This window comes from Rhodomicrobium lacus, assembly GCF_003992725.1.
Classification (GTDB): Bacteria; Pseudomonadota; Alphaproteobacteria; order Rhizobiales; family Rhodomicrobiaceae; genus Rhodomicrobium; species Rhodomicrobium lacus.
On the sequence record NZ_RZNF01000012.1, the window covers coordinates 549,223 to 572,946 of the forward strand.

A 23,724-nucleotide genomic window follows, 5' to 3' on the forward strand; every position below is an offset into this window, starting at 1 on the left:
CGGCTCCGGGGGGGCTTTCTGTGATTGAACACTGGCATACCTGCGTTGCACGGGGCTGCCAAGTTTGTTCGGTGACGGCTGTGTCCCGGTCGACGCCGACGCTCTTCGCCGGGATGCGTGCAAGAGCGGATACAGTCCGGGTCTTTCCAAGAAGCCGATCCGGCTATAAGAGCATGTCGAGCGTCCGGATGCTCCGGCGTACCCGTTCGATGCGAGCCGAAAGTTGGTTTGATTTGAGCGTCCACCGCCGGATGCATCAAATGGCGAACCCACTTCAGAGATTTGATTCCGAACTATTCCCACGCCCATGTCGAACGATGATACCGCCACCTGGTCGCGGCTGAAGGCGTTGCCTCGGGCATCGCTTTTCCTTGTCGCGGTGATCGCGCTCGCCTTCGTGGATGTGTTCACGGGATGGAGGCCAGCCGCCTTCATCGCGCTGCCGTTCCTGATCGCCTATTTCGCCTGTGTCTGGAACCGCATGATCCTGAACGCGAAGATCCTGCTCGCGGGCTGCGCGGCGATAGGCATCTTCGCCGCATTCCAGCCCGGGGGCATTGCGATCCTTGGCGCCGGCGCGAGTCGAATGGTTTATCTGCCGACCTTCATTGCGCTGCTCGGCCTTCTGCGCGCGGCGGCGAGCGCGTCCACGATGATCGCGCTCGCAGGTCGCCACCTCGTGAACCAGCCGCCCTCGCGCCGTTATCTGTCGCTGTCCTTCGGAGCGCATTTCTTCGGCGTCCTGCTCAACATCGGCGGCCTGGCGCTTCTCGTCGAGATGGTGCGCGACGCCAACACGCTGAAAGCGGCGGGCGGCAATGAACGGATCGTCGCCTGGCGCGAGCGGCGCATGACAGCGGCGGCGCTGCGCGGCTTTTCCGCCATCGTGTTCTGGTCGCCGCTCGGCGTTTCCTTCAATCTGCTGCTCGTCTCGGTGCCCGGCTTGACATGGGCGGAAGCAGGGCCGCTTGGCATCCTCGGCGCAACGGCGTTCATTCTGCTCGGCTGGATTTTCGATCAGGTGCAGAAGCCGAAAGGATTTCAGCGGCAGGAACCGCAGAGGATAGCAGGCGGGATGCTCGCGGTCGCCGCATTGATCGGCCATGTCGCGGCGATTTCGGTTGCGACGGGCTTCGTCGAGCGCGAGCTGGACCTGTCGTTCCAGACTGCGCTTCTCGTCGCGGTGCCCGTTTACGCCTTCCTGTGGGCGCTCGGCATCTCGATGGCGAGCGCGCGGCCCGCGCCTGTGAAGGCGAGCGCCGCAATCCTCATCGACAAGGGCGTCGCGGCATTTCCGGGCTATGCGAACGAAATCGCGGTCTTCGCGGCGTCGGGCTTCCTGGGCGCTGCCCTCGTCGCGCTCGTGCCGCAGGATGCGATGCGCGCCTTCTTCCACACGATACCGCTGCCGCCCGCGCTGTTCGCCTGCGGGCTTTGCCTCAGCGTTGCGGCGATGGGGCAGATCGGGCTCAATCCGATGATCGGCGCGACCATCCTTGCGAGCGCTGTCGCGTCCGTCGACATGCCCGGCCTTTCCAAGACGGCCATCGTGCTTGCCATCGCAGCGGGCTGGACATGCTCGGTCATATCATCGCCGTTCAACTCGTCGCTCGTGATGACGGCGTCGCTCGTCAACCGCCGTCCCGGCGAGGTGGCCTACAAATGGAACGGGCTCTTTACGCTGGCCGCGCTTTTCCTGAGTTGCCTTGTGCTTGCACTCACCCTGCCGCTGGCGCGCTGATCGCAAGCTCGGGCGTGGCTGCCATAATTGCATGCGCAATTGACGCTAGTGGAGCGAATTTGACATTTGAGTCCCGGTGGCTGCGCGCTTGCGAGCAAATGTCAAATTCAAAACTCCACTAGAATCATGATATTGCTAGTGGTCTTTTCGATTCCGACATTTGCTCGCAAGCGTGCTGCAAACGATGCAAATGTCGGAATCGGACCACTAGACTGCGACAAAACGTGCGAGCGTGGCAGCGCTCACACCGATTTTGCCCTTCCTTCAAGTCGACGGCGTCCGCCGTCCTGGCGAGAGATTCCCGAGATGATCGTTCGCAAGTCGCCGAACATGCTGGCGATGCTGTTTACCTTGCGCGGAACCGTGGTGATTCAGATCTGGCAGCGGCTGCTCATCGTTGCCGTCGTGTCGACCTTCGTGGCCGTCTTCCCGCATGTGTGGTCGGAACCGCTGCCGTCGGTTTCGCTGGCGCCCTTCAGCCTGATCGGCCTTGTGCTGTCCATCTTCCTCGGCTTTCGGAACAACGCCTGCTACGACCGCTGGTGGGAAGCACGCAAGCAATGGGGCCATCTCATCGCTCAGTCGCGGGCGCTCGCTCGCGAGGCGCGTGCGCTGCACGATCCCGAAGTGACGGAGCGGATCGCGCGGCGTTCCATCGGTTTCGCCGCCGTGCTTGCGGCACGCCTTCGCGGGCAAGACGAGGCGGCCGCTTTGCGCCCCTGGCTCTCGGAGGCGGAGGCGGTCGCGGTGCTCGCGACCCGCAACCGGCCTCAGGCCGTCCTTCAGCTCCTGACGGTGGAAATCGTCGACGTCCATCGCAGGGGAAACTGCGGCGAGATCCTGCTGCGGATGCTTGAAGACCGCGTGGAGGAAATGAACGCGATCCAGACCGCCTGCGAGCGGATCAAGAACACGCCCGCGCCCTTCGCCTATTCGCTGCTGCTGCACCGGACATCGTGGATTTTCTGCCTTGTCTCGCCGTTCGGCCTTTGGGAGACCTGCGGGCTTGCAACGCCGCTTTTCACCCTTGTGCTGGCTTACGCATTCTTCGGCCTCGATGCCGTCGGCGACGAGTTGGAGGAGCCTTTCAGCCTTTTGCCCAACGGCCTGCCCCTCAATGCCATGGTGCGCACCATCGAGATCGATCTTCTTGAGACGATCGGCGCGAAGGAAATCCCGGAGCCCTTGCAGCCGGTCGACGGCTGGCTTCTCACCTGAGGCGGCGGCGCCTATTCCGCCGCCGTGCTCGCATCGGACGCCCGAAGATCCTGCCAGCCCGAGCCGAGCGTGCGCCTGTCGAACGAGACGGACTTCACGATGGCGAACACCGGTTCGCCGACGGCAAGCTTGAGCCGCTCCACCGAAAAGCGCGTGAGCCGCGCGACGAGCATCTCGCCCTTGCAGTCGACGCGCAGCTCGACGCTCGGGCCATCCGTAGCGCCCAGCTCCGCCACCACGCCGCGAAACACGTTCAGCGCGCTGACATCGTCCGGCTTCTCGCGCGCAATCATCACGTCGCGCGCCTTGATCTGCATGCGGACATCCTTGCCCTCGGCGATGTCGAGGCGCGGCATCCGCCATTCCCCCGCCTGCGAAACGAGAGTGGTGAGATCGTAATCGGCATCGTGCTTCTCGACCTTGGCGAGGATGACCGCGCCCGCATCGTCGCCGCCCTCCGCTGCCGGGAACAGATCGACGCGCCGCATCAGATCCAGCGTCGGGCCGAACGCGCGCATCTTGCCTGCCGAGAGCACGACAAGCGTGTCGGACAGACGCGCCACTTCCGCCACCGAATGGCTCACATAGACGATGGGGATGCCCGCCTCGTCGCGGAGCCGTTCCAGATACGGCATGATTTCGAGTTTGCGCGCGTCGTCGAGCGAGGCGAGCGGCTCGTCCATGAGGAGCAGCTTCGGCGCGGCCAGGAGCGCTCGACCGATGGCGACGCGCTGCTTCTCGCCGCCGGAGAGCCGGTTCGGGTAGCGCGCGAGAAGGTGATCGATGCCGAGAAGATCGGCGACGCGCGCGAGTTCTCCGCCGCTCTTGTCCACTGCGCCCGCGAACCATGCGCCATAGAGCAGGTTCTGCTTGACGGACAGGTGCGGGAACAGGCGGCCTTCCTGAAACACCATGCCGAGCCTGCGCTTGCAGGCGGGCACGAAGATGCCGCGCGCCGTATCGACAAGCGTCTCGCCGTCGATGACGATGCGGCCGCGAGCAGGCCGCGTCAGCCCCGCGATCAGGTTGATGAGCGTGGTTTTCCCCGACCCCGAATGGCCGAACAGCGCAACGAAGCGCCCGTCGGTCTCGAAGTCGACATCGAGCGCGAACGCGCCGAGATTTTGCGCCACAGCGACTTCGATCATGACGTGATGCTCCTCGCGCCGCCCGCGCGCCGGGCCAGCCACTCGGATGCGATCAGCGCCCCCATCGAGATGACGAGCGAAACGAGCGTAAGCCGAAGCGCGCCTTCGTCGCCGCCCGGCACCTGCGTGAAGGTGTAGATCGCCGAAGGCAGCGTCTGAGTCTCGCCGGGAATGTTGGAGACGAAAGTTATCGTCGCGCCGAATTCGCCCATGGCGCGCGCGAAGCAAAGGATCATGCCCGCGATGACGCCGGAGGCGATGAGCGGCAGCGTAACCGTGAGGAACACCCACGCCGGACTCGCGCCGAGAGTGCCCGCCGCGTCTTCGAGCCGACGGTCGACGGATTCGAGCGAAAGGCGGATGGCGCGCACCATGAGCGGAAAGCCCATGACGGCGCAGGCGAGCGCAGCGCCCGTCCATCGGAACGAAAAGACGAGTCCGCAGCACTGCTCGAAGAACTGCCCGGCGGGGCCTTTCCTGCCGAAGGAGATAAGAAGCAGATAGCCTGTCACGACGGGAGGCAGGACGAGGGGAAGATGAACGATGCCGTTGAGGAGGGACTTCCCCCAGAATTCGCGCCTCGCCAGCACCCAAGCGATGGCGAGCCCGAAAGGCAGGCTCGCCACGACTGCGACGGTCGCGACCAGGAGGCTCAGCCGGATGGCGGTCCACTCATCCGGGCTGAGCGTCCAGAAGTCGTTCAGGACTTCTTGTCCGCGAGAACGGTGAAGCCCTGCTTCTCGAAGTGAGGCGCGGCCGCGGGCGACTTGATGAAGCTATAGAACGACTTCGCGTCCTCGCCCGCCTTCGTGGTCAGCGCAATCGGATAGATGATCGCGGGATGCGAGGAGGCCGGGAAGGTGGCGATGACCTTTACGTTCGCGTCGGAAACCGCGTCGCTCGCATAGACGATGCCGAGGGGCGCTTCGCCGCGGCTGACGAGGAGGAGCGCCGCGCGCACGCTTTCAGCCTGCGCCAGCTTGTTTTCCACCTCCGACCAGAGGCCCAGCTTTTCGAGCGCGGCCTTGCCGTATTTGCCGGCGGGCACGGACGTGACCTGACCGACCGCGAGGCGCCCGTCTCCGAGGATCTTGCCGAGATCGGCGCCTTCCTTCAGCTCGATCGTCGCGGTGCTATCCTTCGGCGCGATGAGGACGATCGCGTTGCCGAGCAGGTTCGCGCGCGTCTGGTTGTCGATCAGCGCCTTCTTCTCTACGTAGTCCATCCAGTCGAGATCGGCGGAGATGAAGATATCGGCTGGCGCATCCTGTTCGAGCTGCTTGGCGAGCGCGGAACTTGCCGCGTAGCTGGTCTTCACGGACTTGCCTTCGTTCGCCTTCTGCCAGTCGGCGGAGATGGCATCGAGCGCGTTCTTCAGGCTCGCCGCGGCGAAGACGATGACGGGTTTCGTTTCCTCGGCGATGGCCTGCGGCACGACGAGCGCAGCCGAGAGAAGCGCGGCGGAGACCGTCGCCATGAAGCGTGATCTGAAGCTCATTCTTTTCCTCATTCGATCCGATATCGGACAGGTGGGTAGATATATCTGCGTCTATATATGCGTTGTATCGCTGTCTATATAGTTGAGGGGAAAAACTGTCGACATCAAACGAGCGCGTGTCCGTTCACGGAACCGCTAGGCAAAATGCCCGGCTTCGCGCAAAATGACGCAGCGCGGTTCAGGGACATTCCGCCCGTAGGGCCCAATCGAAAAAACGCATTGTGCGAAGCAGCGCCGTCCGGGTTTTCTTTGCTGAAGACGGCGGGTGAAAAACGAGTTCGGCTCAAAGAGGTGCCATGATCGACACGCTTAGCCCTGCCCTCGGCGGTCTTCCCGATCTCGAGTCCCGCCTGCAGGACGATATCCGCCTTCTCGGCGCGCTCTTGGGCGACACCATCCGCGAACAGGAGGGCGACGAAGCCTTCCGGATCATCGAGATGATCCGTCGGCTGAGCGTGGCCTTCGAGCGCGAAGCCGATACCGACGCCGCCCGCGCCCTGGACGACATCATGGCCCGCGTCACGCCGGAACAGGCGGTCATCATCGCGCGGGCCTTCAGCTATTTCTCGCATCTCGCCAACATCGCCGAGGACAGGCATCGCATCCGCGCGGCGCGGGTCGCGCTCGAACGGCGCCCCGACGAGCAGGAAGGAAGCCTGGACCTCACCTTCGAGCGCCTGGCAAAGGCGGGGATCGCGCCCGACACCGTTTTCGACATGCTGGGGAACAGCCTCGTTTCGCCGGTGCTCACGGCGCATCCGACCGAGGTGCAGCGGCGCAGCATCCTCGACGCGACAAGCTCGATAGAACGCCTGCTCGAAGAACGCGACCGCCTCACCGGGCTCGAACTGAAACGCAACGAAGCCTTGTTACGCGGGCGCGTGCTGCAACTTTGGCAGACGCGGCTTCTGCGCTCCACTCATCTCACCGTCGCCGACGAGATCGAGAACGCGCTGCGCTTTTACAAGTCCAGCTTTCTGTCGGAGATTCCCCGCCTTTACGAGACGCTGGAACAGCGCATCGGCAGGCCGCATGTCGGCTCGTTCTTCCAGATGGGATCGTGGATCGGCGGCGACCGCGACGGCAACCCGAACGTCAACGCCGATACGCTGAGGCTCGCTCTCAGGCGGCAAAGCGAAATCGCGCTGCGCAACTACCTCACCGAAGTGAATGAACTCGGCATCGAAATGCCGCTGTCCACCCGCCTCACCCAATGCACGCCCGAGCTTCAGGCGCTGGCCGAACGCTCGAACGACAACGATCCGCACCGGGCGGACGAGCCCTACCGCCGCGCGCTCACAGGCATCTACGCCCGGCTCGCGATGACGCTGCGAAAGCTCGCCGACAAATCCGCTCTCCGGCCGCCGCTTACATCCGCCGAGCCTTATGCGCAGGCCGAGGATTTACTTGCCGACCTCGTCGTGATCGAAGAATCGCTGCTGGCGAACAAGGGCGGCGCGCTGATCGAAACGCGGCTCGGGCCCTTGCGCCGCGCGGTGGAGGTGTTCGGCTTCCATCTCGCCACCGTCGACCTGCGTCAGAACTCCGACAAGCATGAGGAGGTGGTCGGCGAGCTTCTGGCGACAGCGCGCGTCGCGCCCGACTACAAGGGGCTCGGCGAGGAAGAGAAGCAGGCCGTGCTGCTCTCCGTGCTGCGCGATCCGCGCCAGCTTCGCATTCCGACCGCCGCCTATTCCGACCTCGCCGCCTCTGAACTCGCCATCCTCGACACGGCGCGGGCCATGCGCGCAACCTATGGCGAGCGCGCCATCCGGCAATACATCATCAGCCACACCGAGAGCGTGAGCGACCTCCTCGAAGTGATCGTGCTTCAGAAAGAGGCGGGACTGATGAAGGGCGCGCTTGGCGACGCGGACGCGCGCGCGGCGCTGATCGTGGTGCCGCTGTTCGAGACCATCCCCGACCTTCGCCGCGCCGAGCACATCATGCGCGACTTCCTCGCGCTGCCCGGCATCCATTCGCTCGCGGCGGCGGGCGACGGCATTCAGGAAGTCATGCTCGGCTATTCCGACAGCAACAAGGACGGCGGCTTTTTCACGAGCAACTGGGAAGTATGCCGCGCGTCGGTGGCTCTGGAACGGCTCTGCTCGGAAGACGGGCTTCGCCTGCGCCTTTTCCACGGGCGCGGCGGCACGGTGGGACGCGGCGGCGGCCCGACCTATCAGGCCGTATTGGCGCAGCCCGCAGGCACGGTAAACGGCCAGATCCGCATCACGGAACAGGGCGAGGTGATCGCGTCGAAATATGCGCATGCGGAAATCGCCCGCCGCAATCTCGAGTCGCTTGCCGCCGCATCCATCGAAGCGACGTTGCTGTCGCCCCGTCAGCCCGTCCCGCCCGAGTTTCTCGAAGCGGCCGAGGAGCTTTCGGCGCTGAGCATGAAATCCTATCGCGCGCTGGTCTACGATCTGGAGGGCTTCGACGCCTTCTTCTTCGCCGCAACGCCCATCGCGGAAATAGCGGAACTCAACATCGGCTCGCGCCCCGCCTCCAGAAAGGCGAACCAGCGCATCGAGGATCTGCGCGCGATCCCATGGAGCTTCTCCTGGGGGCAGGCGCGCGCGGCGCTGCCGGGCTGGTACGGCTTCGGCACGGCGGTGCGCGCCTACGCGAAGGAAGCCCCGTTCGAGCGCACCGCGCTTTTGCGGCGCATGCGTCGGGAGTGGCCGTTCTTCCGCACGCTGCTTTCCAACATGGACATGGTGCTTGCAAAGGCTGACATGCGGATCGCGCGCCGCTATGCCGATCTCGTGCCGGACAGACAGCTTGCAAGCCGTGTAACGGGAGCGCTGCTCGTGGAATGGAACGCCACCGTCGAAGCGTTGAACATCATCACCGGCTCGCCGGATCGCCTTGCCGACAATCCGCCGCTCGCGCGCGTGATCTCGCGGCGCATTCCCTATATCGCGCCGCTGAACCATCTCCAGGTCGAGTTGCTGAGACGCTGGCGGCGTGGCGATCACGCGGAGAAAATCCGTCTCGCGATCCAGATTTCGATCAACGGCGTGGCCGCCGGGATACGGAATACCGGCTGACGTAAGAACTCCACACAGCTTCCTTGGAGGCAAGTGATATATATAATTAAGTATACAGATGGATCAGCCGATGCTGGCCGCGCGTATGAGAAAGCCAAACGCTGGACCACCCGCCCCACCATCACCGAGGCAGGAAGAAGTCGGACAGACCTCGGCACAGGTTCAGCAATAATTCAGCCCGTTTGGGCAGCAATGACCACGTTGGCGGCTTCGACAAACCCCACACCGCCCGGCCCGTTGGTAATCCACTGGGGCGCCGTGGGAATTTCGGATAAATAGCGCGTTACGGTGCTGACCCCCACCGAATGCCGGAAAAAGGCAAACATTGGTGCATCGTTGGTCGAATCCCCCACATAAAGAACCGCCTGATTTTCCACGGCAATATCCGTTTGATAGGTCTCGGCCAAAACCCGACGGGCCATAGCAAGTTTGTCGTATCCCCCCAACCACCCCAGAATCCACAGGTTGTTGACCGTTGTATCGGCCTTGTTTTCGCGCAGTGCGGCAAGGATGGCTGCCGCCATGTCCGGGTCATGGGGTTGCGCAAAGGCGATTGAGGTCAGCCGGAATTTTTGATCTTCGGCAAACCGGGCGGACGGAACGGCGGTTAAAACCCGCTGACCGATCCGGGCCAATTCTTCTGCCAATTTTTCATGATGTTCGGGCGCATGCCAGAAGTTCCGTTTTACGCCATGCCGGGTGGGCTCGCGTTCAAAAAAGAACCCGCCATTTTCGCCGATCACGCCATCCACCGGCCACATCCGGGCCATCTGATCGCACCACCCTGCCGGAGCAGCCGTCACCGGAATGACTTTGATCCCCGCCTGTTGCAATCGTTCCAGAGCATGATAGGCCGCCGCGGCCAAGCGCCCATGATGGGTCAGCGTTTCATCCATATCGGTCAATACGAAACGAACATTCCTGAAAATCGAAACATCGGCTTGGGCCAGAGGAAGCATGGTCGACCTGATCAGAGACAATGAGCGAGAAAAAACGTTATAAATTTTTAGAAGCTTAACAAGCCTTTGCGGTGTGAATCCACAATGGAGATGTAACCGATATTTCCAAGATGGGTGGCCCATCCGCCCGTCAACATGGAGCCGGTTTCCGTGGGCGAGCGTCGTCAATCATCTCCAGGATGCGGCGAAACAGGTCACGCGGCACAGCAACCTCGGTCATTTGGAAGATGGTGTAGCGGGCATGGGCGATTACAACATTGCCTTGAATCCGCACTTGCAGTTTCCCGGAAAAGCCATATTTTACGATGCGACTTTATACTGATCGTTTGAAGAAGGAACCGCCCGATGAAAGTCAGCGCCCGGAATGTGTTCACCGGTAAAATAACGAAAGTTATCAAGGGGGCGACGACGGCTCATGTGGTCCTCGATGTCGGTGGCACACCCATCACGGCCTCGATCACGAATGAATCCGTCGAAGATCTGGGCCTGAAAGAAGGTCAGGAGGCATCGGCGATCATCAAGTCTTCCGATGTCATCATCGCCGTGAAGTAAGTTTTGCACTCCGCCAACCGAGGAAGCGCGGTCGTCATCACTCGCGCTTTTCTTTGGATGGATAATCCCTGAGAATAAAAAGCAGCGCTGCAATTGCCGCGCTGCTTTTTTCAATCTACACGCGGTCCGCCGTCTCGATTTCGCGGCCACGTCCGGCGTTGATGAAGAAATTGCGGATTTCCGGCCGGCGTTCGAGCTGAATCCGGTAGATCGCCCCCGCCGCGCGCGTGAATTCGCCGTCCCGGCCAAGGATCGCCTCGCCATATTCAAGAATGCGCAGGTTCGGCCATGCCTTGTCCCGCATCGCCAGAATGTGCTGCATGATCGTGTCGGCGGACAGCACCGTTTGCGACTGAGCCAGAAGCAGCGCCATCATGGCGGTCGAGCGCGAAATTCCCATGTGGCAATGAACGAGCAGGTGCCTGAGGCTTCCGGCCTCGGCTTCCGAATCGCGGCCGAACGCCAGCATTCTTGCCACATCATCGGGCGTAGGAGCGACGTGTCCGGCAGTCTCCTCTATGATGTCGTGAAACCGCATCTCAAGTCGAGCGTGCTCCCCATAAGCGCCGAATGCCTCCGGCTCTGGCTCGTCAGGATCGAGAATCGACAGAACATGGCTCACCTCGCGCGACGAATGCCCGGCCAGTTCCTCAAGACCGCAGACAGTGGTGAGGAACGGCGTTTCGATTAGCGGCATCGTGGAATTTCCCCTTCGACAGATCGGCTCCCGCGGACCTCTTATAGCCCAAAATCGGAGCGCCGCGGACCGAAACAAGCCCGATTTCGAAAATTGCGCCAGACTGAGAGCCTGCGTTATCTTCGTACAAAAAGGCGTTCAGCTTATACCAAAGAAGCAAGCTTCCGCTTCTTTGGATGGCCTATTTGCCGCAGTTCGCATCTTGCGGAACAGGCGCCTGTTTGAGCACTATGCGGGCAATTCTGGAGGATTGCTGATGACTTCGCCAAACCCGGCTCAAAGCCGCTATTTCGACGTTTATGAGAGCTGGAAGCGCGACCCGGAAGGTTTCTGGGCGGATGCCGCGCGCGAGATCGACTGGTTCGAGCAGCCGAAGAAGATCTTCGACGCGAACGAAGGCGTTTACGGGCGCTGGTTCACGGGCGGCGTCACGAACACCGCGTATAACGCCATCGACCGCCATGTGAAGAACGGCCGCGCCGATCAGCCTGCCATCATCTACGACAGCCCCGTTACCGGGCAGGTTCGCATTCTGACCTATGCCGACCTTCTGACGGAAGTGGCGACCTTCGCGGGCGTGCTGAAGGAAAAGGGCATCGGCAAGGGCGACCGCGTCATCGTTTACATGCCGATGATCGCCGAGGCGCTGATCGCGATGCTGGCCTGCGCCCGCATCGGCGCGATCCATTCCGTGGTGTTCGGCGGCTTCGCGGCGAACGAGCTTGCCATCCGCATCGAGGACACGCAGGCGAAGGCGATCGTCACCGCATCCTGCGGCATCGAAGTGACGCGTGTCGTCCATTACAAGCCGCTCCTCGATCACGCCATCGAGCTTTCCTCGGTGAAGCCCGAGGTCTGCATCATCGTGCAGCGTCCGCAGGAACTCGCGACACTCATCGAAGGCCGCGACTACGATTACGCGGCGCTCGTCGAAGACGCGAAGGCGCGCGGTGTCACCGCCCCTTGCGAGCCGATGGCATCGACCGATCCGGCCTACATCCTTTACACGTCCGGCACCACGGGGCGCCCCAAGGGCGTCGTCCGCGACGTCGGCGGCCATATGGTCGCGCTCAAATGGACGATGAAGAACCATTACGACATCGATCCGGGCGAAGTGTTCTGGGCCTCGTCGGACGTGGGCTGGGTCGTCGGCCACTCGTACATCGTTTACGGTCCGCTGCTGCACGGCGCGACCACAATCGTCTACGAAGGCAAGCCCGTCGGCACGCCGGATGCGGGCGCGTTCTGGCGCGTGATCTCGCAGCACAAGGTGAAGGCGCTGTTCACCGCGCCGACCGCGTTCCGCGCGATCAAGAAGGAAGATCCGCAAGGCTCTTTCCTCGGCAATTACGACATTTCGAGCCTGAAATATCTGTTCCTCGCGGGCGAGCGCGCGGACCCGAACACGGTGCAGTGGGCCGAAGAGCTGCTGAAGGTTCCGGTCATCGACCATTGGTGGCAGACGGAAACGGGCTGGGCCATCGCGGGGAACTGCGCGGGGCTCGGCGCGCTGCCGATCAAGCTCGGCTCGCCCACCTATCCGCTGCCGGGCTACGAGCTTCACGTGCTGAACGAGTCGAACGAGGAAGTCGCGCGCGGCCAGACCGGCGCGCTGTCGATCCGCCTGCCGATGCCGCCCGGCTGTCTGCCGACGCTCTGGAACAACGAGCAGGGCTTCATCGAAAGCTACCTCGTCGAATATCCGGGCTACTACAAGACCGCGGACGCGGGCTATATCGATGAAGACGGCTATGTCTTCGTGATGGCGCGCACCGACGACATCATCAACGTGGCAGGCCATCGCCTTTCCACCGGCGCCATCGAGGAAGTGGTCGCGAACCATCCCGACGTCGCCGAATGCGCCGTGATCGGCGTGGCGGACGGTCTCAAGGGGCAGGTCGCCGCCGGCTTCGTGCTGCTGAAGTCGGGCGTCGTGCGCGAGATCAACGTGATCGAGAAAGAGATCGTCGCCATGGTGCGCGATCAGATCGGCCCGGTGGCGGCATTCAAGACCGTGCTGACGGTGAACCGCCTGCCGAAGACGCGCTCGGGCAAGATCCTGCGCGGCACGATGCGCAAGATCGCCGACGGCGAGGCGTACAAGATGCCCGCCACGATCGACGATCCGGCGATCCTCGAAGAAATCGCGGCCGCGCTCAAGGCGAAGGGCTTCGGGACTTCGAGCGAAGCCGCGTAAGCGCTTACACACGGAGGCTTCCGCCTCCTTCGGGCAACTCGAAGCCCCCGTTCGGCTCGTCCGGGCGGGGGCTTTTTTGTCGAGGGAGAAGAACGACGCGCGCAAACAGGTCCCGATTTGACTTGAAAGCCGACATCCCGAACGACATGTCTTCGCCCCGAAGCCGCGCATCGAGGATGGGTGCTTATTGGCTAAATAGCCACAGTCGCAGGAGCAAGGGGCCGCGCAGGACCGGACGGACCTTTTGCCGCGAGCCAGGCTCGTGTATTGGATTTCGGCGCTTTGACGCTAGCGGTCCGAACCCGACATCGGCTTAGCTCTGTCGCAACCTTCGCGGGCAAATGCCGGAGTGAGAACTCGCAGCAAGTCAAATTTGCTCCGCCAGGGCTGGGCGGCGCAGGGGCACGGGCACAGGGGCAGGGCACGGGGGAATGCGTATGAGATGTTGGATCGCGCTGCTTCCGGCGCTTGCGGCCGGGCTCGTGGCGGGGACGGTCTCTGCAACCGCGTTGGAAAACTGGGTCGACAACCGCCCGGTTTTCGAGAGCGACATCCGAAAGCAGGCGGAGCAGGAGGAGGCCGAGCGTGCCGAGCGGCGCAAGTCCCTTGCCCCGGTTGTCTATCCGAAATTCATGGATGGCGGCGATCGACCCGACATCAAGCCCGCCGAACCGCCGATCGTCTACTTCAATCAGAACGAGGAAGTCGGCTCCATCATTGTCGACACCCAGAACCGCAGGCTCTATTTCGTGCTGCCCGGCAAAAGAGCCTATGAATATCCGGTCTCGGTCGGTCGCGATGGCTTTACCTGGTCCGGCACGGAGCGTATCACGCGCGTGGCGGCGTGGCCGGCCTGGACGCCGCCGCCGGAAATGCACAAGCGCCAACCCGGTCTGCCGATCACGGTGTCGGGAGGCTTGCGCAACCCTCAGGGCGCGCGCGCGCTCTACCTGGGCAATACCATATACCGCATCCACGGCACCAACAACGACCGGACCGTCGGGCGGGCGAACTCGTCCGGCTGCTTCCGCCTGACAAACGAACACGTGGTGCATCTGGCCTCGATCGCGAAGGTCGGGACCAAGGTGAAGGTGTTGCCGTCCTACAAGGGCGGTGTCAGCCAGAGCGCCCCGCTGTCGTCGCTGTTCAGCTCGTCGTCGAATGCCGAGCAGTCGTCCGCTGCGACGGTGAGGCGTTAAAAGCCGGAAGTCGTCCGCTTTCCGACAAGACGCGACGCATGGCTGATGCGCCGCAAGCTCAGCGAATGCCATCACGAGGGCGGCGGCGGAAAAGCATGACGTTCAAGGCTACTCTGCCTGGCTGAACTGTCCCGCGCGCTCGCCTTCCGCAGCCGCGCGCCGCGAAACTTCCACCAGCACGCCGTCATTGAGTTGCAGAACGCGATCCATCCGCCCGGCCAGCTCGAAATTATGCGTGGCGATGAGCGCGGCGACGCCCGAATTGCGGATGAAGAACACGAGTTCGTCGAACACCCGGTCGGCTGTGTGCGGATCGAGGTTGCCCGTCGGCTCGTCGGCGAGCAGCACGCACGGGCTGTTCGCGACCGCGCGCGCGATGGCCACGCGCTGCTGTTCGCCGCCCGAAAGTTCCGCCGGGCGATGCGAGGCACGCTCGTAAAGGCCGAAGGTCGAGAGCAATTCCAGGGCGCGTTCCTTCGCATCCTTCCGGCGCACGCCCGCGAGAAGCTGCGGCATCATCACGTTTTCCAGCGCCGAGAACTCGGGCAGAAGATTGTGAGACTGATAGACGAAGCCGATCTCGTTGCGGCGCACGCGCGTGCGGTCCTTGTCGTTCAGCGCGGTGCAATCGACGCCGTTCAGCAGCACCGCGCCACCGCCCGGCTTTTCGAGCAGGCCCGCCATATGCAGAAGCGAGGATTTGCCGGAGCCGGACGGGCCGACGAGCGCAACGGCCTCGCCGTCGCAGATTTCGGCGGAGGCGCGGCGCAGCACCTCCAGCGTGCGGTTGCCCTGCTCGTAGGTGCGCTCGAGTTCCACGAGTTGCAGAACGGGCCTCGTGCCCGCGAAATCGCGCGTGACGGTTTTCATTCGTAGCGCAGAGCCTCCACGGGATCGAGACGCGCCGCCTGAAGCGCGGGATAGATCGTTGCGCCCATCGAAAGCAGCAGCGCGATCACGACGACCACGATCACTTCGGCGGGATCGAGCTGCGACGGCAGGCTCGACAGGAAATAGACGCTCGGATCGAACAGGTGCGTGTTCGTGAGCCAGGACACCAGCTGGCGAATGTCTTCGAGGTGCAGGCTTATGAGCACGCCGAGGATCACCCCGACAAGCGTGCCGATCAGCCCAATGCTCGTGCCCGAAATGAAGAACACGCGCATGACCGCCCCACGCGTCGCGCCCATGGTGCGCAACACGGCGATGTCGCGTCCCTTGTTCTTCACGAGCATGGTGAGGCCGGAGATGATGTTGAGCGTCGCCACCAGCACGATGAGCATCACGATGATGAACATCACGTTCCGCTCGACCTTGAGCGTGTTGTAGAAGGTGGCGTTGCGCTGCCGCCAGTCGGTAAGCAGCATGTCGGGGCCGCCAGCGTCCTGCAATGCGCCGCGCATCGCCTCCACATTGTCCGGGTTGTCGATCACCACTTCCAGCACGTGCACCGCTTCGCCGAGATTGAAGAAGCCCTGCGCCTCCTTCATCGGCATGAAGGCGATGGAGCCGTCATATTCCGACATGCCCATCTCGAAGACGGCGGCGACCCGATAGCGCTTCACGCGCGGCGCCGTTCCGAACGGCGTCGAAGCACCTCGCGGCGCGAGCAGCGTCACCTCGCTGCCGACAAAGACATTGAGCGTGTTCGCAAGGCGCGTGCCGATGGCGATGCCGCCCGAATCGTCGAAGCCGTCGAGCGTGCCGTAGCGGATATTGCCCGAAATCGACTTCAAGGCTTCGAGGTCGCGGCCCATGAGCCCGCGCACGATCACGCCGGAAGAGCCGCTCTGCGAGGAGATCATCACCTGTCCCTCGACGACCGCGAGCGCATGATCGACGCCCTTCACGGCGTTAAGCCGCTTCGCAACCTCGTCATAATCGGTGAAGGGGCGAGCGAGAGGCCTCACGATGACATGGCCGTTGAGCCCGAGGATCTTGTCGAACAGTTCCTTGCGGAAGCCGTTCATGACCGAAAGCACGATGATGAGCGTCGCCACGCCGAGCGCGATACCGAGCACGCAGAAGAACGCGATGACGGACACCGAGCCCTTCTTGCGGCGCGCGCGCAGATAGCGGAAAGCAAGCAGCCATTCGAACGGCGCGAACGCGCCCGGTTCTTTCACGGCTTTTTCTGTCATGCCTCGTCCCGCGCGTTGATTATCGACAGGCATCCGCGCGCACGCGATTTCGCGACCGCAACGCCGGGCTGTGTGTTGCAACGGATTTATGGCTGCATCAAGGGCGAAAATGCGTCCTTGCCGGGGCGTCACGCGCGGGCGATATCGAAAAGGGGTCGCGTCGGCTGCGATGATGCGTCCCGGTCGTGCGCCATATCTGCCTGAAAGTATAGGTTGCGCGCGGAGAACAGAAGCGGCCAGATTGTGCTTTTACCAGCGGGAAACGAAGATGGCGGCAAAAACGTCGGTTTTGTTCGTGTGCCTCGGCAATATCTGCCGGTCGCCGCTTGCCGAAGCGGCCTTCCGGGCCGAAGCGAGGAAACTCGGTCTCGACGTCGAAGTCGATTCGGCGGGGACGGGTGACTGGCATGTGGGCGAGCCGCCCGACCGGCGCGCGCAGGCGGTGGCGCGGAAGAACGGCGAGGACATCGGGGGCTACCGCGCACGGCTAGTCACGCCGGACGACTTCCGCCGTTTCACGCATATCATCGCCCTCGACGGATCGAACCTGTCCGTGCTGCGCTCGATGCGTCCTTCCGACGGCAACGCGAAACTTGCGCTCCTGCTCGACTACGTGGACGAGCGCAGGGGCGAGGCGGTTGCGGACCCGTATTACGGCGACGAAGCGGGGTTCGATACCACCTGGGGGGATGTGACCGAAGGGGCGAAGGCGCTGGCCCGCGCCCTGTCCGAAGGACAATGAGCGCGCGGGCTCCCCTGCCACCGCGAGGCGACGCCCGCATTGCGGCCGAAGAGCATTGAACCCTGTTAACACTTTCGCGTTGTAACTCTTGTGGGCGGTCGCAGCGAGGATAGCCAGATGTCGGGTTTTACAGCACTCGGCAAGGCGGGTGCCACGCTTCTGGGCGGCACACTTGCAATGGAGACCGCGCTCGGCGGCGGTTCGCTGTCGGAGATCGTGCGCATTCGTCTCGCCAGCGGGCGCGAGGCGGTCGTGAAAGGCGGCGGTCGGCCAGAGATTGAAGCGCGGATGCTGCGGGCCATTGCGGACGCAGGCGCGCCCGCACCGGTCGTGCTGGCGGTGGGCGATGGTGTGCTTGTGATCGAGGCCGTCGACACGGGCGGATCGATCAGCCAGGCGTGGCCGCAGATCGGCGCAGCGCTGGCCACGCTCCATGCCGCGAAGGGTGATTCATGCGGTTGGAACGAAGACTACGCCTTTGCGCGTGTCGCCATCGAGAACCGCCGGATGCGGAGCTGGCCTGCCTTCTGGGCCGAACGGCGTCTCCTCGTGAATGTTCCGCATGTGGATGCCGCCCTCGCCCGCCGCATCGAAGCGCTGGCGAAAGCGCTGCCCGACCGGCTGCCGGAGCTATCAGCCCCTAGCCTTCTCCACGGAGATTTGTGGGGCGGCAATGTGCTCGTGGCGCACGGCGGCGCTGTGTCTTTCATCGATCCCGCCTGCTATTTTGGCCATGGCGAGGTCGATATCGCGATGCTGAACCTGTTCGACACGCCGCCGCCCGCCTTCTACGACGCCTACGGCCCGCTTGAACCCGGCTTCGACGAGCGCCAGCCGATTTACAGGCTGTGGCCCGCGCTCGTGCATCTGAGACTGTTCGGCTCAGCCTATCTCGGCATGGTTCAGCGGTTGCTTGCGGCGGCGAGGGTTTGAGGGCGCGCCCCCAGCCTCACCCCCGGCATGAGAGCCGGCATTGCCGTGCGTGCGGTATCGCCTTGCGCAAATCGTCGCGGTAGCGCTTGGCACAGCTAATGGAAAAGGCGTGCCGTGACTTAAGCGCGATTGACCTTACGCAACGGGAAGCCCAAAGGCTGCCTCTCACGGTAAAGCTTGTTGCCCCGCGCATCGAGAAGGCCGGTGAACAGTTCTTTTTCCTGCTCGTGGACCGTGAGCGTATGACCGTTCCCCTGCTCGTAATCGTAGAACCAATCTTCTGATGAATACCAACTCTTCGAGGGGGACTTTTTCATGGACTGCACTTCTTAAGTTTCCAACACACAACGGCCGGTTGGCGGCACTTACAACATCGCGGATTGTGCGGGAGCAAGCGCGACCGTAACGGCGCGTGACCTTATTGCATCACAAATACCGCTATCGCGGTTTGATGCAAATCAAATTTGCAACCCCCGGGCGACTTTAAGACGCCATTAATAACGTCCCTACCCTTCTAATTGCTCCGTTTTTTCAATGCGGTTTCCTTGGCGGGGGCAGTTTCGGCCGTCGGCTTCTGTGGCACAGCCGCCACGGCCTGCGGCTTGACCGCATCCACGGCGATCCCCTCGACACGCCAGACGCCATCGAGCCGGATGAACGACAGGTCGTACTGAACCTGCAGGGGCTGGGTCGGGAAATTGCCGACGATGCGCAATTTTCTGTTTTGCGTCAGTTCGGGATTTTTGGTGAGGTTCGGCGCGAGCAATAAAACCGGCGTGAGATTGATCTTGCGTGCGCGAAGATTGGCAAAGAACGCGGTGACTTGCGCCTGATCGAAACGCTCGCGGAAAACCGGCGAACCCATATCGCGCAGCACCGAATAATTACCGGTCTGGTTCGCGTGCTGAAGCGCAAGGATCGTCGATTTGATCAGCATTGCGAGTTCGGCGGCTTCGATCCTGATTTCAGGCTTCGCCTCAGGGCTTTTTGCGGTCGCCTCTGGCCGGGGTTTATCCGCCGGTCCCTTCGTCTGCGCCGTCGCGGCCAAGGGCAAGGCTGAAATCGCTGCCGCACAGAGCCAGAAACGCACTGCTCGCATCGGACCACTCCACTATTTGCAACAAAAAAGGCTGCCGCCGAAGCGGCAGCCTGATGCGTCTGCCTCGACCCGGCAGTTACCAGGTGAACTGAACGCCGGCGCGACCGCCGACATTGTCGCGCTCGGTGGCGAAGCCGACGCCGCCCGTCAGGGCCACGCGCTCGCCGAAGCCGAACAGGTTCTTGCCGAGAACGCCCTGCAGGCCGACGCCGATCGCGTTCGAGCCGTCATAGGTGCCGAAGTTCACGGACACGCCAAACTTCTCGCCAGCGACGAGGTCGGGCGTCTGTACTGCGAGCGCGATGGCGACGCCGTCACGCACGTCCTTGATGCGGTCGTTCAAAAGCGCGTCTCGGGAGTCGACATAAGCCTTGTTCGTAGCATCGGTCGCAGCGATAGGGGTCCCAACGTTCTGGATGCGGTTGCCGCCGAAGTCGACGTCCGTGCCGGCGCTGACGGTAAGGCTGTCGGAGATCACCGCGCCGCCGCTGAGCGTGGACAGACCTGTGACCGTGTGGGTACCTGTCACAGTGGAATTGCCCGCGACCACAAGATTGCCGCCGATGGCCGCGTCAGTCGTCACGCTGAGCGTGTCGGTCGTCGTGCCGCCCGTGATGTTAGCGCCGCCAGCCGTGACGGTAAGCGCGCCGCCCGAAGTGATGCCGCCTGCGCCAGCTACCAGCGCGGAACCCGAAAGCGTACCGGTGCTCGTCACGCCAGTCGCGTTGACGGTGGTGGAATCGGTTCCGTCGGTCACGGTCAGCACACCATCCGTCGTCAGGCCGGCGGCGGTCAGAGTCGTCGTGTTGGTGCCATCAGTTGATTCGACGGTACCAGTCGTCGCCAGGCCGCTCGCATTCAGAGTCGTCGTATTGGTGCCGTTGGTCGACTCAACGCGGGTGCTGGTCACAGAGGTCGTGTTCCCGCTGGTGTCGTTGACTGAGAAACCGGCACCGGCGATCACGGACGAGCTCGTTCCATCGGTCGCAGTGATCGACGTGGCGGTGTTCGTGCCGTCAGAAAGATTGCCGCTCGCGTCGGTGAGAACCGGTGTGCCCGCAGCCACGCCCCCAAGCTGCACGGTTGCTTGCGCGAAGCCCGCCCCGCTCGAAAGCGCGAGCACGCTGGCGCCTGCGATAAGTGTCGCCAGAGTTTTGTTCATTTGCATCGGATTGCCCTTTCCTGAAGCCAAGGCGATTTAAAGGAGACTCAAAAAGCGAATACTCCACTTAATACTCGTCTAGGTTGCAAAGAACATTCAGCAACTCAAGCTCGAAATGACCTTGTGGGAATGAAACGGTAGGCTGTGGTGCAACCATGCAACTATCATTGGTTGCATCTCCGGAGCCCAGGCGACCTTTCGCGTGGCATGACGCGCCTGTTGCACGGTGCCGGGCATCGGCGGATACGGAGTTGTTTTTATTATATCTTATCGAAAGTAAGGGCCGATTGAATCGGACGGACGCGCGTCGCCGGCGTCTCCCGACAAGCGAAAGCCTCCGGTCACAAGCGCGCTCCACAGCGGACGGCCACCAGCCGCATCCGCTTTGCATCGAGTGCGCGCCCTCTCTTCTTGGTTTGTTCGCGTCGTGCCTGAAAATCGCTTCGCACTTATCCAGGCGCTCTCCAAAGCGGTCGCGGGCGACCGATAGGACCGGCCTCGGCCTGGGCGACGTCAACCGACCATCGCAACCTGATAGATATATCGGTTGACCACCTCGCGTTTTCGTAAATACTTGGGTTATTCGGCTGACGCGTTGTGGGAGGTTCGATGCCCCTGAGAGAAACCATTTCCCGCCTCTGGGAAAAGTTCCTATGCAAAGAGAACCCCGAGGAAAGCCAGGAACGTCTTAACGATTCGCTGTTGTGCGATATCGAACAGAGGGCGCTTGAGATCGTTCGGTCGAATCGGGATTTGTGCAGTGGGGAGCCGTCGCAGATCCGCGATGCCAGGGACGCGGCCTAGAAACGCCGCGCGCCGATAGGCTCTGTCGGCAATCGCGCACAGAACCGGCCCCCGGAAAATCGAGCGGGATCGAATCCTTGAGCGATACTCCGGCTCAACGCCGCCGAGGTGTGCAGAAGCCGCTGTCATCAGGCAGGCCATGAATGCCAAGGCTTGCGGGCCGGGGGACGACGCACCGCACATCGAATCTGCGGCATTCCGACAGGTGGCAGATACGACAATGGCCGGGTTTCCCCGGCCATTGGTTTTTCTGCGGTTGTGCCGGCCTGTGCCAGCAAGCTGCCTAGGCGCCTACTGGTGAGCCAGCACGGCGAGGATCAGAAGCGCCACGATATTGGTGATCTTGATCATCGGGTTGACTGCCGGTCCGGCGGTGTCCTTGTAGGGATCGCCCACCGTGTCGCCGGTCACCGACGCCTTGTGAGCATCGGAACCCTTCAAATGCCGGACGCCGTCCTTGTCGACGAAGCCGTCTTCGAACGACTTCTTGGCGTTATCCCACGCGCCGCCGCCCGAGGTCATCGAGATGGCGACGAAAAGACCCGTGATGATGACGCCGAGAAGCATCGCACCGAGGGCGGAGAACGCGGCCGATTTGCCCGCTATCGCGTTGATGATCACGAAGATCGCGACCGGCGACAGGACCGGCAGAAGCGACGGGATCACCATTTCCTTGATGGCGGCCTTGGTCAGCATGTCGACCGCGCGACCGTAGTCGGGCTTCTCGGTGCCCTTCATGATGCCCGGCTTTTCGCGGAACTGACGGCGGACCTCTTCAACGATGGAACTCGCCGCGCGTCCGACAGCCGTCATGCCCATCGCCGCGAAGAGATAAGGCAGCAGGCCGCCGAAAAGCAGGCCGACCACGACATACGGGTTCGAAAGCGAGAAGTCGACGGTCACGTTCTTGAAGTACTGGAAGTGATCCGGGCTCGTCGCCGCCTGGTTGATGAAATAACGCAGGTCTTCCGTATAAGCCGCGAACAGGACGAGCGCGCCGAGGCCCGCGGAACCGATGGCATAACCCTTCGTCACGGCCTTTGTGGTGTTGCCGACCGCGTCGAGCGCGTCGGTGGTCTTGCGGACAGCCGATGGCAGATCCGACATCTCGGCGATGCCGCCGGCATTGTCCGTCACCGGGCCGAAAGCATCGAGCGCGACGACCATACCGGCCAGCGCGAGCATCGTGGTCACTGCAATCGCGATGCCGTAAAGACCGGCGAGGTTGTAGGTCGACAGGATGCCCGCGATGATGACGATTGCCGGAAGCGCGGTCGCCTCAAGCGAAACGGCGAGACCCTGAATGACGTTCGTGCCATGTCCGGTCACGGACGCTTGCGCGATCGACTTCACGGGGCGATAGCCCGTGCCGGTGTAGTACTCCGTGATCACGACGATGGCCGTTGTAACCGCGAGACCGATTACGCCGCACCAGAACAGGTCGAAGCCTGTGAACGTCGCTTCATTGGCTTTCAGCGTCGTTCCGAGGCCGACGAGATAGTCGGTCAGCGGATAGAGGGCGATCAGCGAGAGGACGCCGGTGGCGATGAACCCCTTGTAGAGCGCGCCCATGATCGAGTTGTTAGAGCCGAGACGGACGAAGAACGTGCCGACGATGGACGTTACGACGCAGGCCGCACCGATGGCGAGCGGGAAGATCATCATCCGCGACAGGAGGGCCGGATCGTAGGCGAAGTAGATGGAGGAAAGCACCATCGTCGCAACGACGGTCACGGCGTAGGTCTCGAACAGGTCGGCAGCCATGCCGGCGCAGTCGCCGACGTTGTCGCCGACGTTGTCGGCGATGGTTGCCGGGTTGCGCGGGTCGTCTTCTGGGATACCGGCTTCCACCTTGCCGACGAGGTCGCCGCCGACGTCCGCGCCTTTCGTGAAGATGCCGCCGCCGAGGCGCGCGAAGATCGAGATCAGCGAGGCGCCGAAGCCGAGAGCGACGAGCGCATCGATGACGCGGCGGTCATTCGGCGCGTAGCCGAGATACTGCGTCAGCACGGTGTAATAGATGGTCACACCGAGCAGCGCGAGGCCGGCCACGAGAAGCCCCGTCACCGCGCCAGCCTTGAAGGCCATGGACAGGCCCTGTCCGAGGCTTTCCGAAGACGCCTGCGTCGTCCGCACATTCGCGCGCACCGACACGAGCATGCCGATGAAGCCCGCTGCGCCGGACAGAAGCGCGCCGATCAGAAAGCCGACACCGACCGTCAAGGAAAGCAGATAGGCGAGGATGACGAAGATGACAGCGCCGACAATCGCGATCGTGGTGTACTGCCGCGCCAGATAGGCGGATGCGCCTTCCTGAATGGCCGCCGCGATTTCCTGCATGCGCGCGTTGCCGGAACTTGCCGCCAACAGCGAGCGCGTGGTCAGCGCGCCGTAAAGGATGGAGAGCGCGCCTCCAGCAATAATGATCCAAAGTACTTGGTTCATGGATGAGATCCTGGAACGAGAGGGTTGGGCGAAAGATGCCCACCGCCGGACGAGTGGGATTATCGTTTAGCTCCCGGCACAGCGCCGCGACCTTAGAAAACTTGGCCGCACAAGGCAACACGCGAGTGTCAAC

The 23,724-nt window shown here is 62.8% G+C and carries 19 protein-coding genes; 8 read left to right on the forward strand and 11 right to left on the reverse strand.

Annotated features, from left to right (window positions below):
- Window positions 1–307 precede the first annotated feature (307 nt).
- Together EK416_RS11925 and EK416_RS11930 are read left to right on the forward strand one after the other, a co-directional pair.
- Window positions 308–1,741, forward strand: coding sequence for a hypothetical protein (locus tag EK416_RS11925; RefSeq protein ID WP_127077750.1), 1,434 nt, complete (start codon window positions 308–310; stop codon window positions 1,739–1,741).
- A gap of 306 nt (window positions 1,742–2,047) precedes the next feature.
- Window positions 2,048–2,959: a bestrophin family protein gene (locus EK416_RS11930; protein ID WP_127077752.1), complete on the forward strand. Its 912-nt coding sequence runs from the start codon at window positions 2,048–2,050 to the stop codon at window positions 2,957–2,959.
- An 11-nt stretch (window positions 2,960–2,970) separates the two neighbouring features.
- Here the strand turns inward: EK416_RS11930 and modC are convergent, their stop codons facing one another.
- From modC to modA, 3 genes are read right to left on the reverse strand one after another with little or no spacing between them, the layout of a single operon-like run.
- Window positions 2,971–4,107 carry a molybdenum ABC transporter ATP-binding protein gene (modC, locus tag EK416_RS11935; RefSeq protein ID WP_127077754.1) on the reverse strand — a complete coding sequence of 379 codons (1,137 nt, stop codon included), beginning with the start codon at window positions 4,105–4,107 and terminating at the stop codon, window positions 2,971–2,973.
- The gene (modB, locus tag EK416_RS11940; RefSeq protein WP_127077756.1) at window positions 4,104–4,811 is read right to left on the reverse strand and encodes a molybdate ABC transporter permease subunit; all 708 of its coding nucleotides are present in this window, start codon (window positions 4,809–4,811) and stop codon (window positions 4,104–4,106) included. Before modB ends, modC begins: the two co-directional genes overlap by 4 nt.
- Window positions 4,808–5,605 (reverse strand): molybdate ABC transporter substrate-binding protein, encoded by a 798-nt coding sequence (modA, locus tag EK416_RS11945; RefSeq protein ID WP_127077758.1) that lies wholly within the window; start codon window positions 5,603–5,605, stop codon window positions 4,808–4,810. The genes modB and modA overlap by 4 nt, the downstream gene beginning before the upstream one ends.
- A 296-nt stretch (window positions 5,606–5,901) precedes the next feature.
- Between modA and ppc the strand changes: the two genes are divergently transcribed.
- Window positions 5,902–8,661 (forward strand): phosphoenolpyruvate carboxylase, encoded by a 2,760-nt coding sequence (gene ppc / locus EK416_RS11950; RefSeq protein WP_127077760.1) that lies wholly within the window; start codon window positions 5,902–5,904, stop codon window positions 8,659–8,661.
- Window positions 8,662–8,834: 173 nt separating this feature from the next.
- Here the strand turns inward: ppc and EK416_RS11955 are convergent, their stop codons facing one another.
- Entirely contained in the window at window positions 8,835–9,620 is a 786-nt protein-coding gene (locus EK416_RS11955; protein ID WP_127077762.1) for an HAD-IIB family hydrolase, read from the reverse strand.
- A 345-nt stretch (window positions 9,621–9,965) separates the two neighbouring features.
- On the opposite strand from EK416_RS11955, the gene EK416_RS11960 reads away from it, so the two are divergent.
- Window positions 9,966–10,172 carry a TOBE domain-containing protein gene (locus EK416_RS11960; protein WP_127077764.1) on the forward strand — a complete coding sequence of 69 codons (207 nt, stop codon included), beginning with the start codon at window positions 9,966–9,968 and terminating at the stop codon, window positions 10,170–10,172.
- Between the two features lie 115 nt (window positions 10,173–10,287).
- On the opposite strand, the gene EK416_RS11965 is transcribed toward EK416_RS11960, so the two are convergent.
- A complete protein-coding gene (locus EK416_RS11965; protein ID WP_127077766.1) occupies window positions 10,288–10,869 on the reverse strand; it encodes a tyrosine phosphatase family protein in 582 nt (193 codons plus the stop codon).
- A 256-nt stretch (window positions 10,870–11,125) separates the two neighbouring features.
- On the opposite strand from EK416_RS11965, the gene EK416_RS11970 reads away from it, so the two are divergent.
- Window positions 11,126–13,066 (forward strand): propionyl-CoA synthetase, encoded by a 1,941-nt coding sequence (locus tag EK416_RS11970; RefSeq protein ID WP_127077768.1) that lies wholly within the window; start codon window positions 11,126–11,128, stop codon window positions 13,064–13,066.
- Between the two features lie 437 nt (window positions 13,067–13,503).
- Entirely contained in the window at window positions 13,504–14,265 is a 762-nt protein-coding gene (locus tag EK416_RS11975; RefSeq protein WP_127077770.1) for a L,D-transpeptidase, read from the forward strand.
- A gap of 108 nt (window positions 14,266–14,373) precedes the next feature.
- Here EK416_RS11975 and EK416_RS11980 read toward each other — a convergent pair whose 3' ends face one another.
- Both EK416_RS11980 and EK416_RS11985 read right to left on the reverse strand, forming a co-directional pair.
- Window positions 14,374–15,135 carry an ABC transporter ATP-binding protein gene (locus tag EK416_RS11980; protein ID WP_127077772.1) on the reverse strand — a complete coding sequence of 254 codons (762 nt, stop codon included), beginning with the start codon at window positions 15,133–15,135 and terminating at the stop codon, window positions 14,374–14,376.
- Window positions 15,132–16,406: a lipoprotein-releasing ABC transporter permease subunit gene (locus EK416_RS11985; protein ID WP_127077774.1), complete on the reverse strand. Its 1,275-nt coding sequence runs from the start codon at window positions 16,404–16,406 to the stop codon at window positions 15,132–15,134. Before EK416_RS11985 ends, EK416_RS11980 begins: the two co-directional genes overlap by 4 nt.
- 268 nt (window positions 16,407–16,674) lie before the next feature.
- Here EK416_RS11985 and EK416_RS11990 point away from each other — a divergent pair, with 268 nt between their 5' ends.
- A complete protein-coding gene (locus tag EK416_RS11990) occupies window positions 16,675–17,148 on the forward strand; it encodes a low molecular weight protein-tyrosine-phosphatase (protein WP_127077776.1) in 474 nt (157 codons plus the stop codon).
- Between the two features lie 117 nt (window positions 17,149–17,265).
- The gene (locus EK416_RS11995) at window positions 17,266–18,081 is read left to right on the forward strand and encodes a fructosamine kinase family protein (RefSeq protein ID WP_127077778.1); all 816 of its coding nucleotides are present in this window, start codon (window positions 17,266–17,268) and stop codon (window positions 18,079–18,081) included.
- Window positions 18,082–18,200: 119 nt separating this feature from the next.
- Here EK416_RS11995 and EK416_RS12000 read toward each other — a convergent pair whose 3' ends face one another.
- From EK416_RS12000 to EK416_RS12015, 4 genes are all read right to left on the reverse strand, one after another.
- On the reverse strand, window positions 18,201–18,398 hold the full coding sequence (locus tag EK416_RS12000; protein WP_127077780.1) for a hypothetical protein: 198 nt from the start codon (window positions 18,396–18,398) through the stop codon (window positions 18,201–18,203).
- 197 nt (window positions 18,399–18,595) lie between these two features.
- On the reverse strand, window positions 18,596–19,180 hold the full coding sequence (locus EK416_RS12005) for a hypothetical protein (protein ID WP_127077782.1): 585 nt from the start codon (window positions 19,178–19,180) through the stop codon (window positions 18,596–18,598).
- A 76-nt stretch (window positions 19,181–19,256) separates the two neighbouring features.
- Complete coding sequence (locus tag EK416_RS12010) at window positions 19,257–20,342, reverse strand: YadA-like family protein (RefSeq protein WP_164730004.1); 1,086 nt, start codon at window positions 20,340–20,342, stop codon at window positions 19,257–19,259.
- A gap of 1,095 nt (window positions 20,343–21,437) precedes the next feature.
- Window positions 21,438–23,591, reverse strand: coding sequence for a sodium-translocating pyrophosphatase (locus EK416_RS12015; protein WP_127077786.1), 2,154 nt, complete (start codon window positions 23,589–23,591; stop codon window positions 21,438–21,440).
- Window positions 23,592–23,724: the final 133 nt, after the last annotated feature.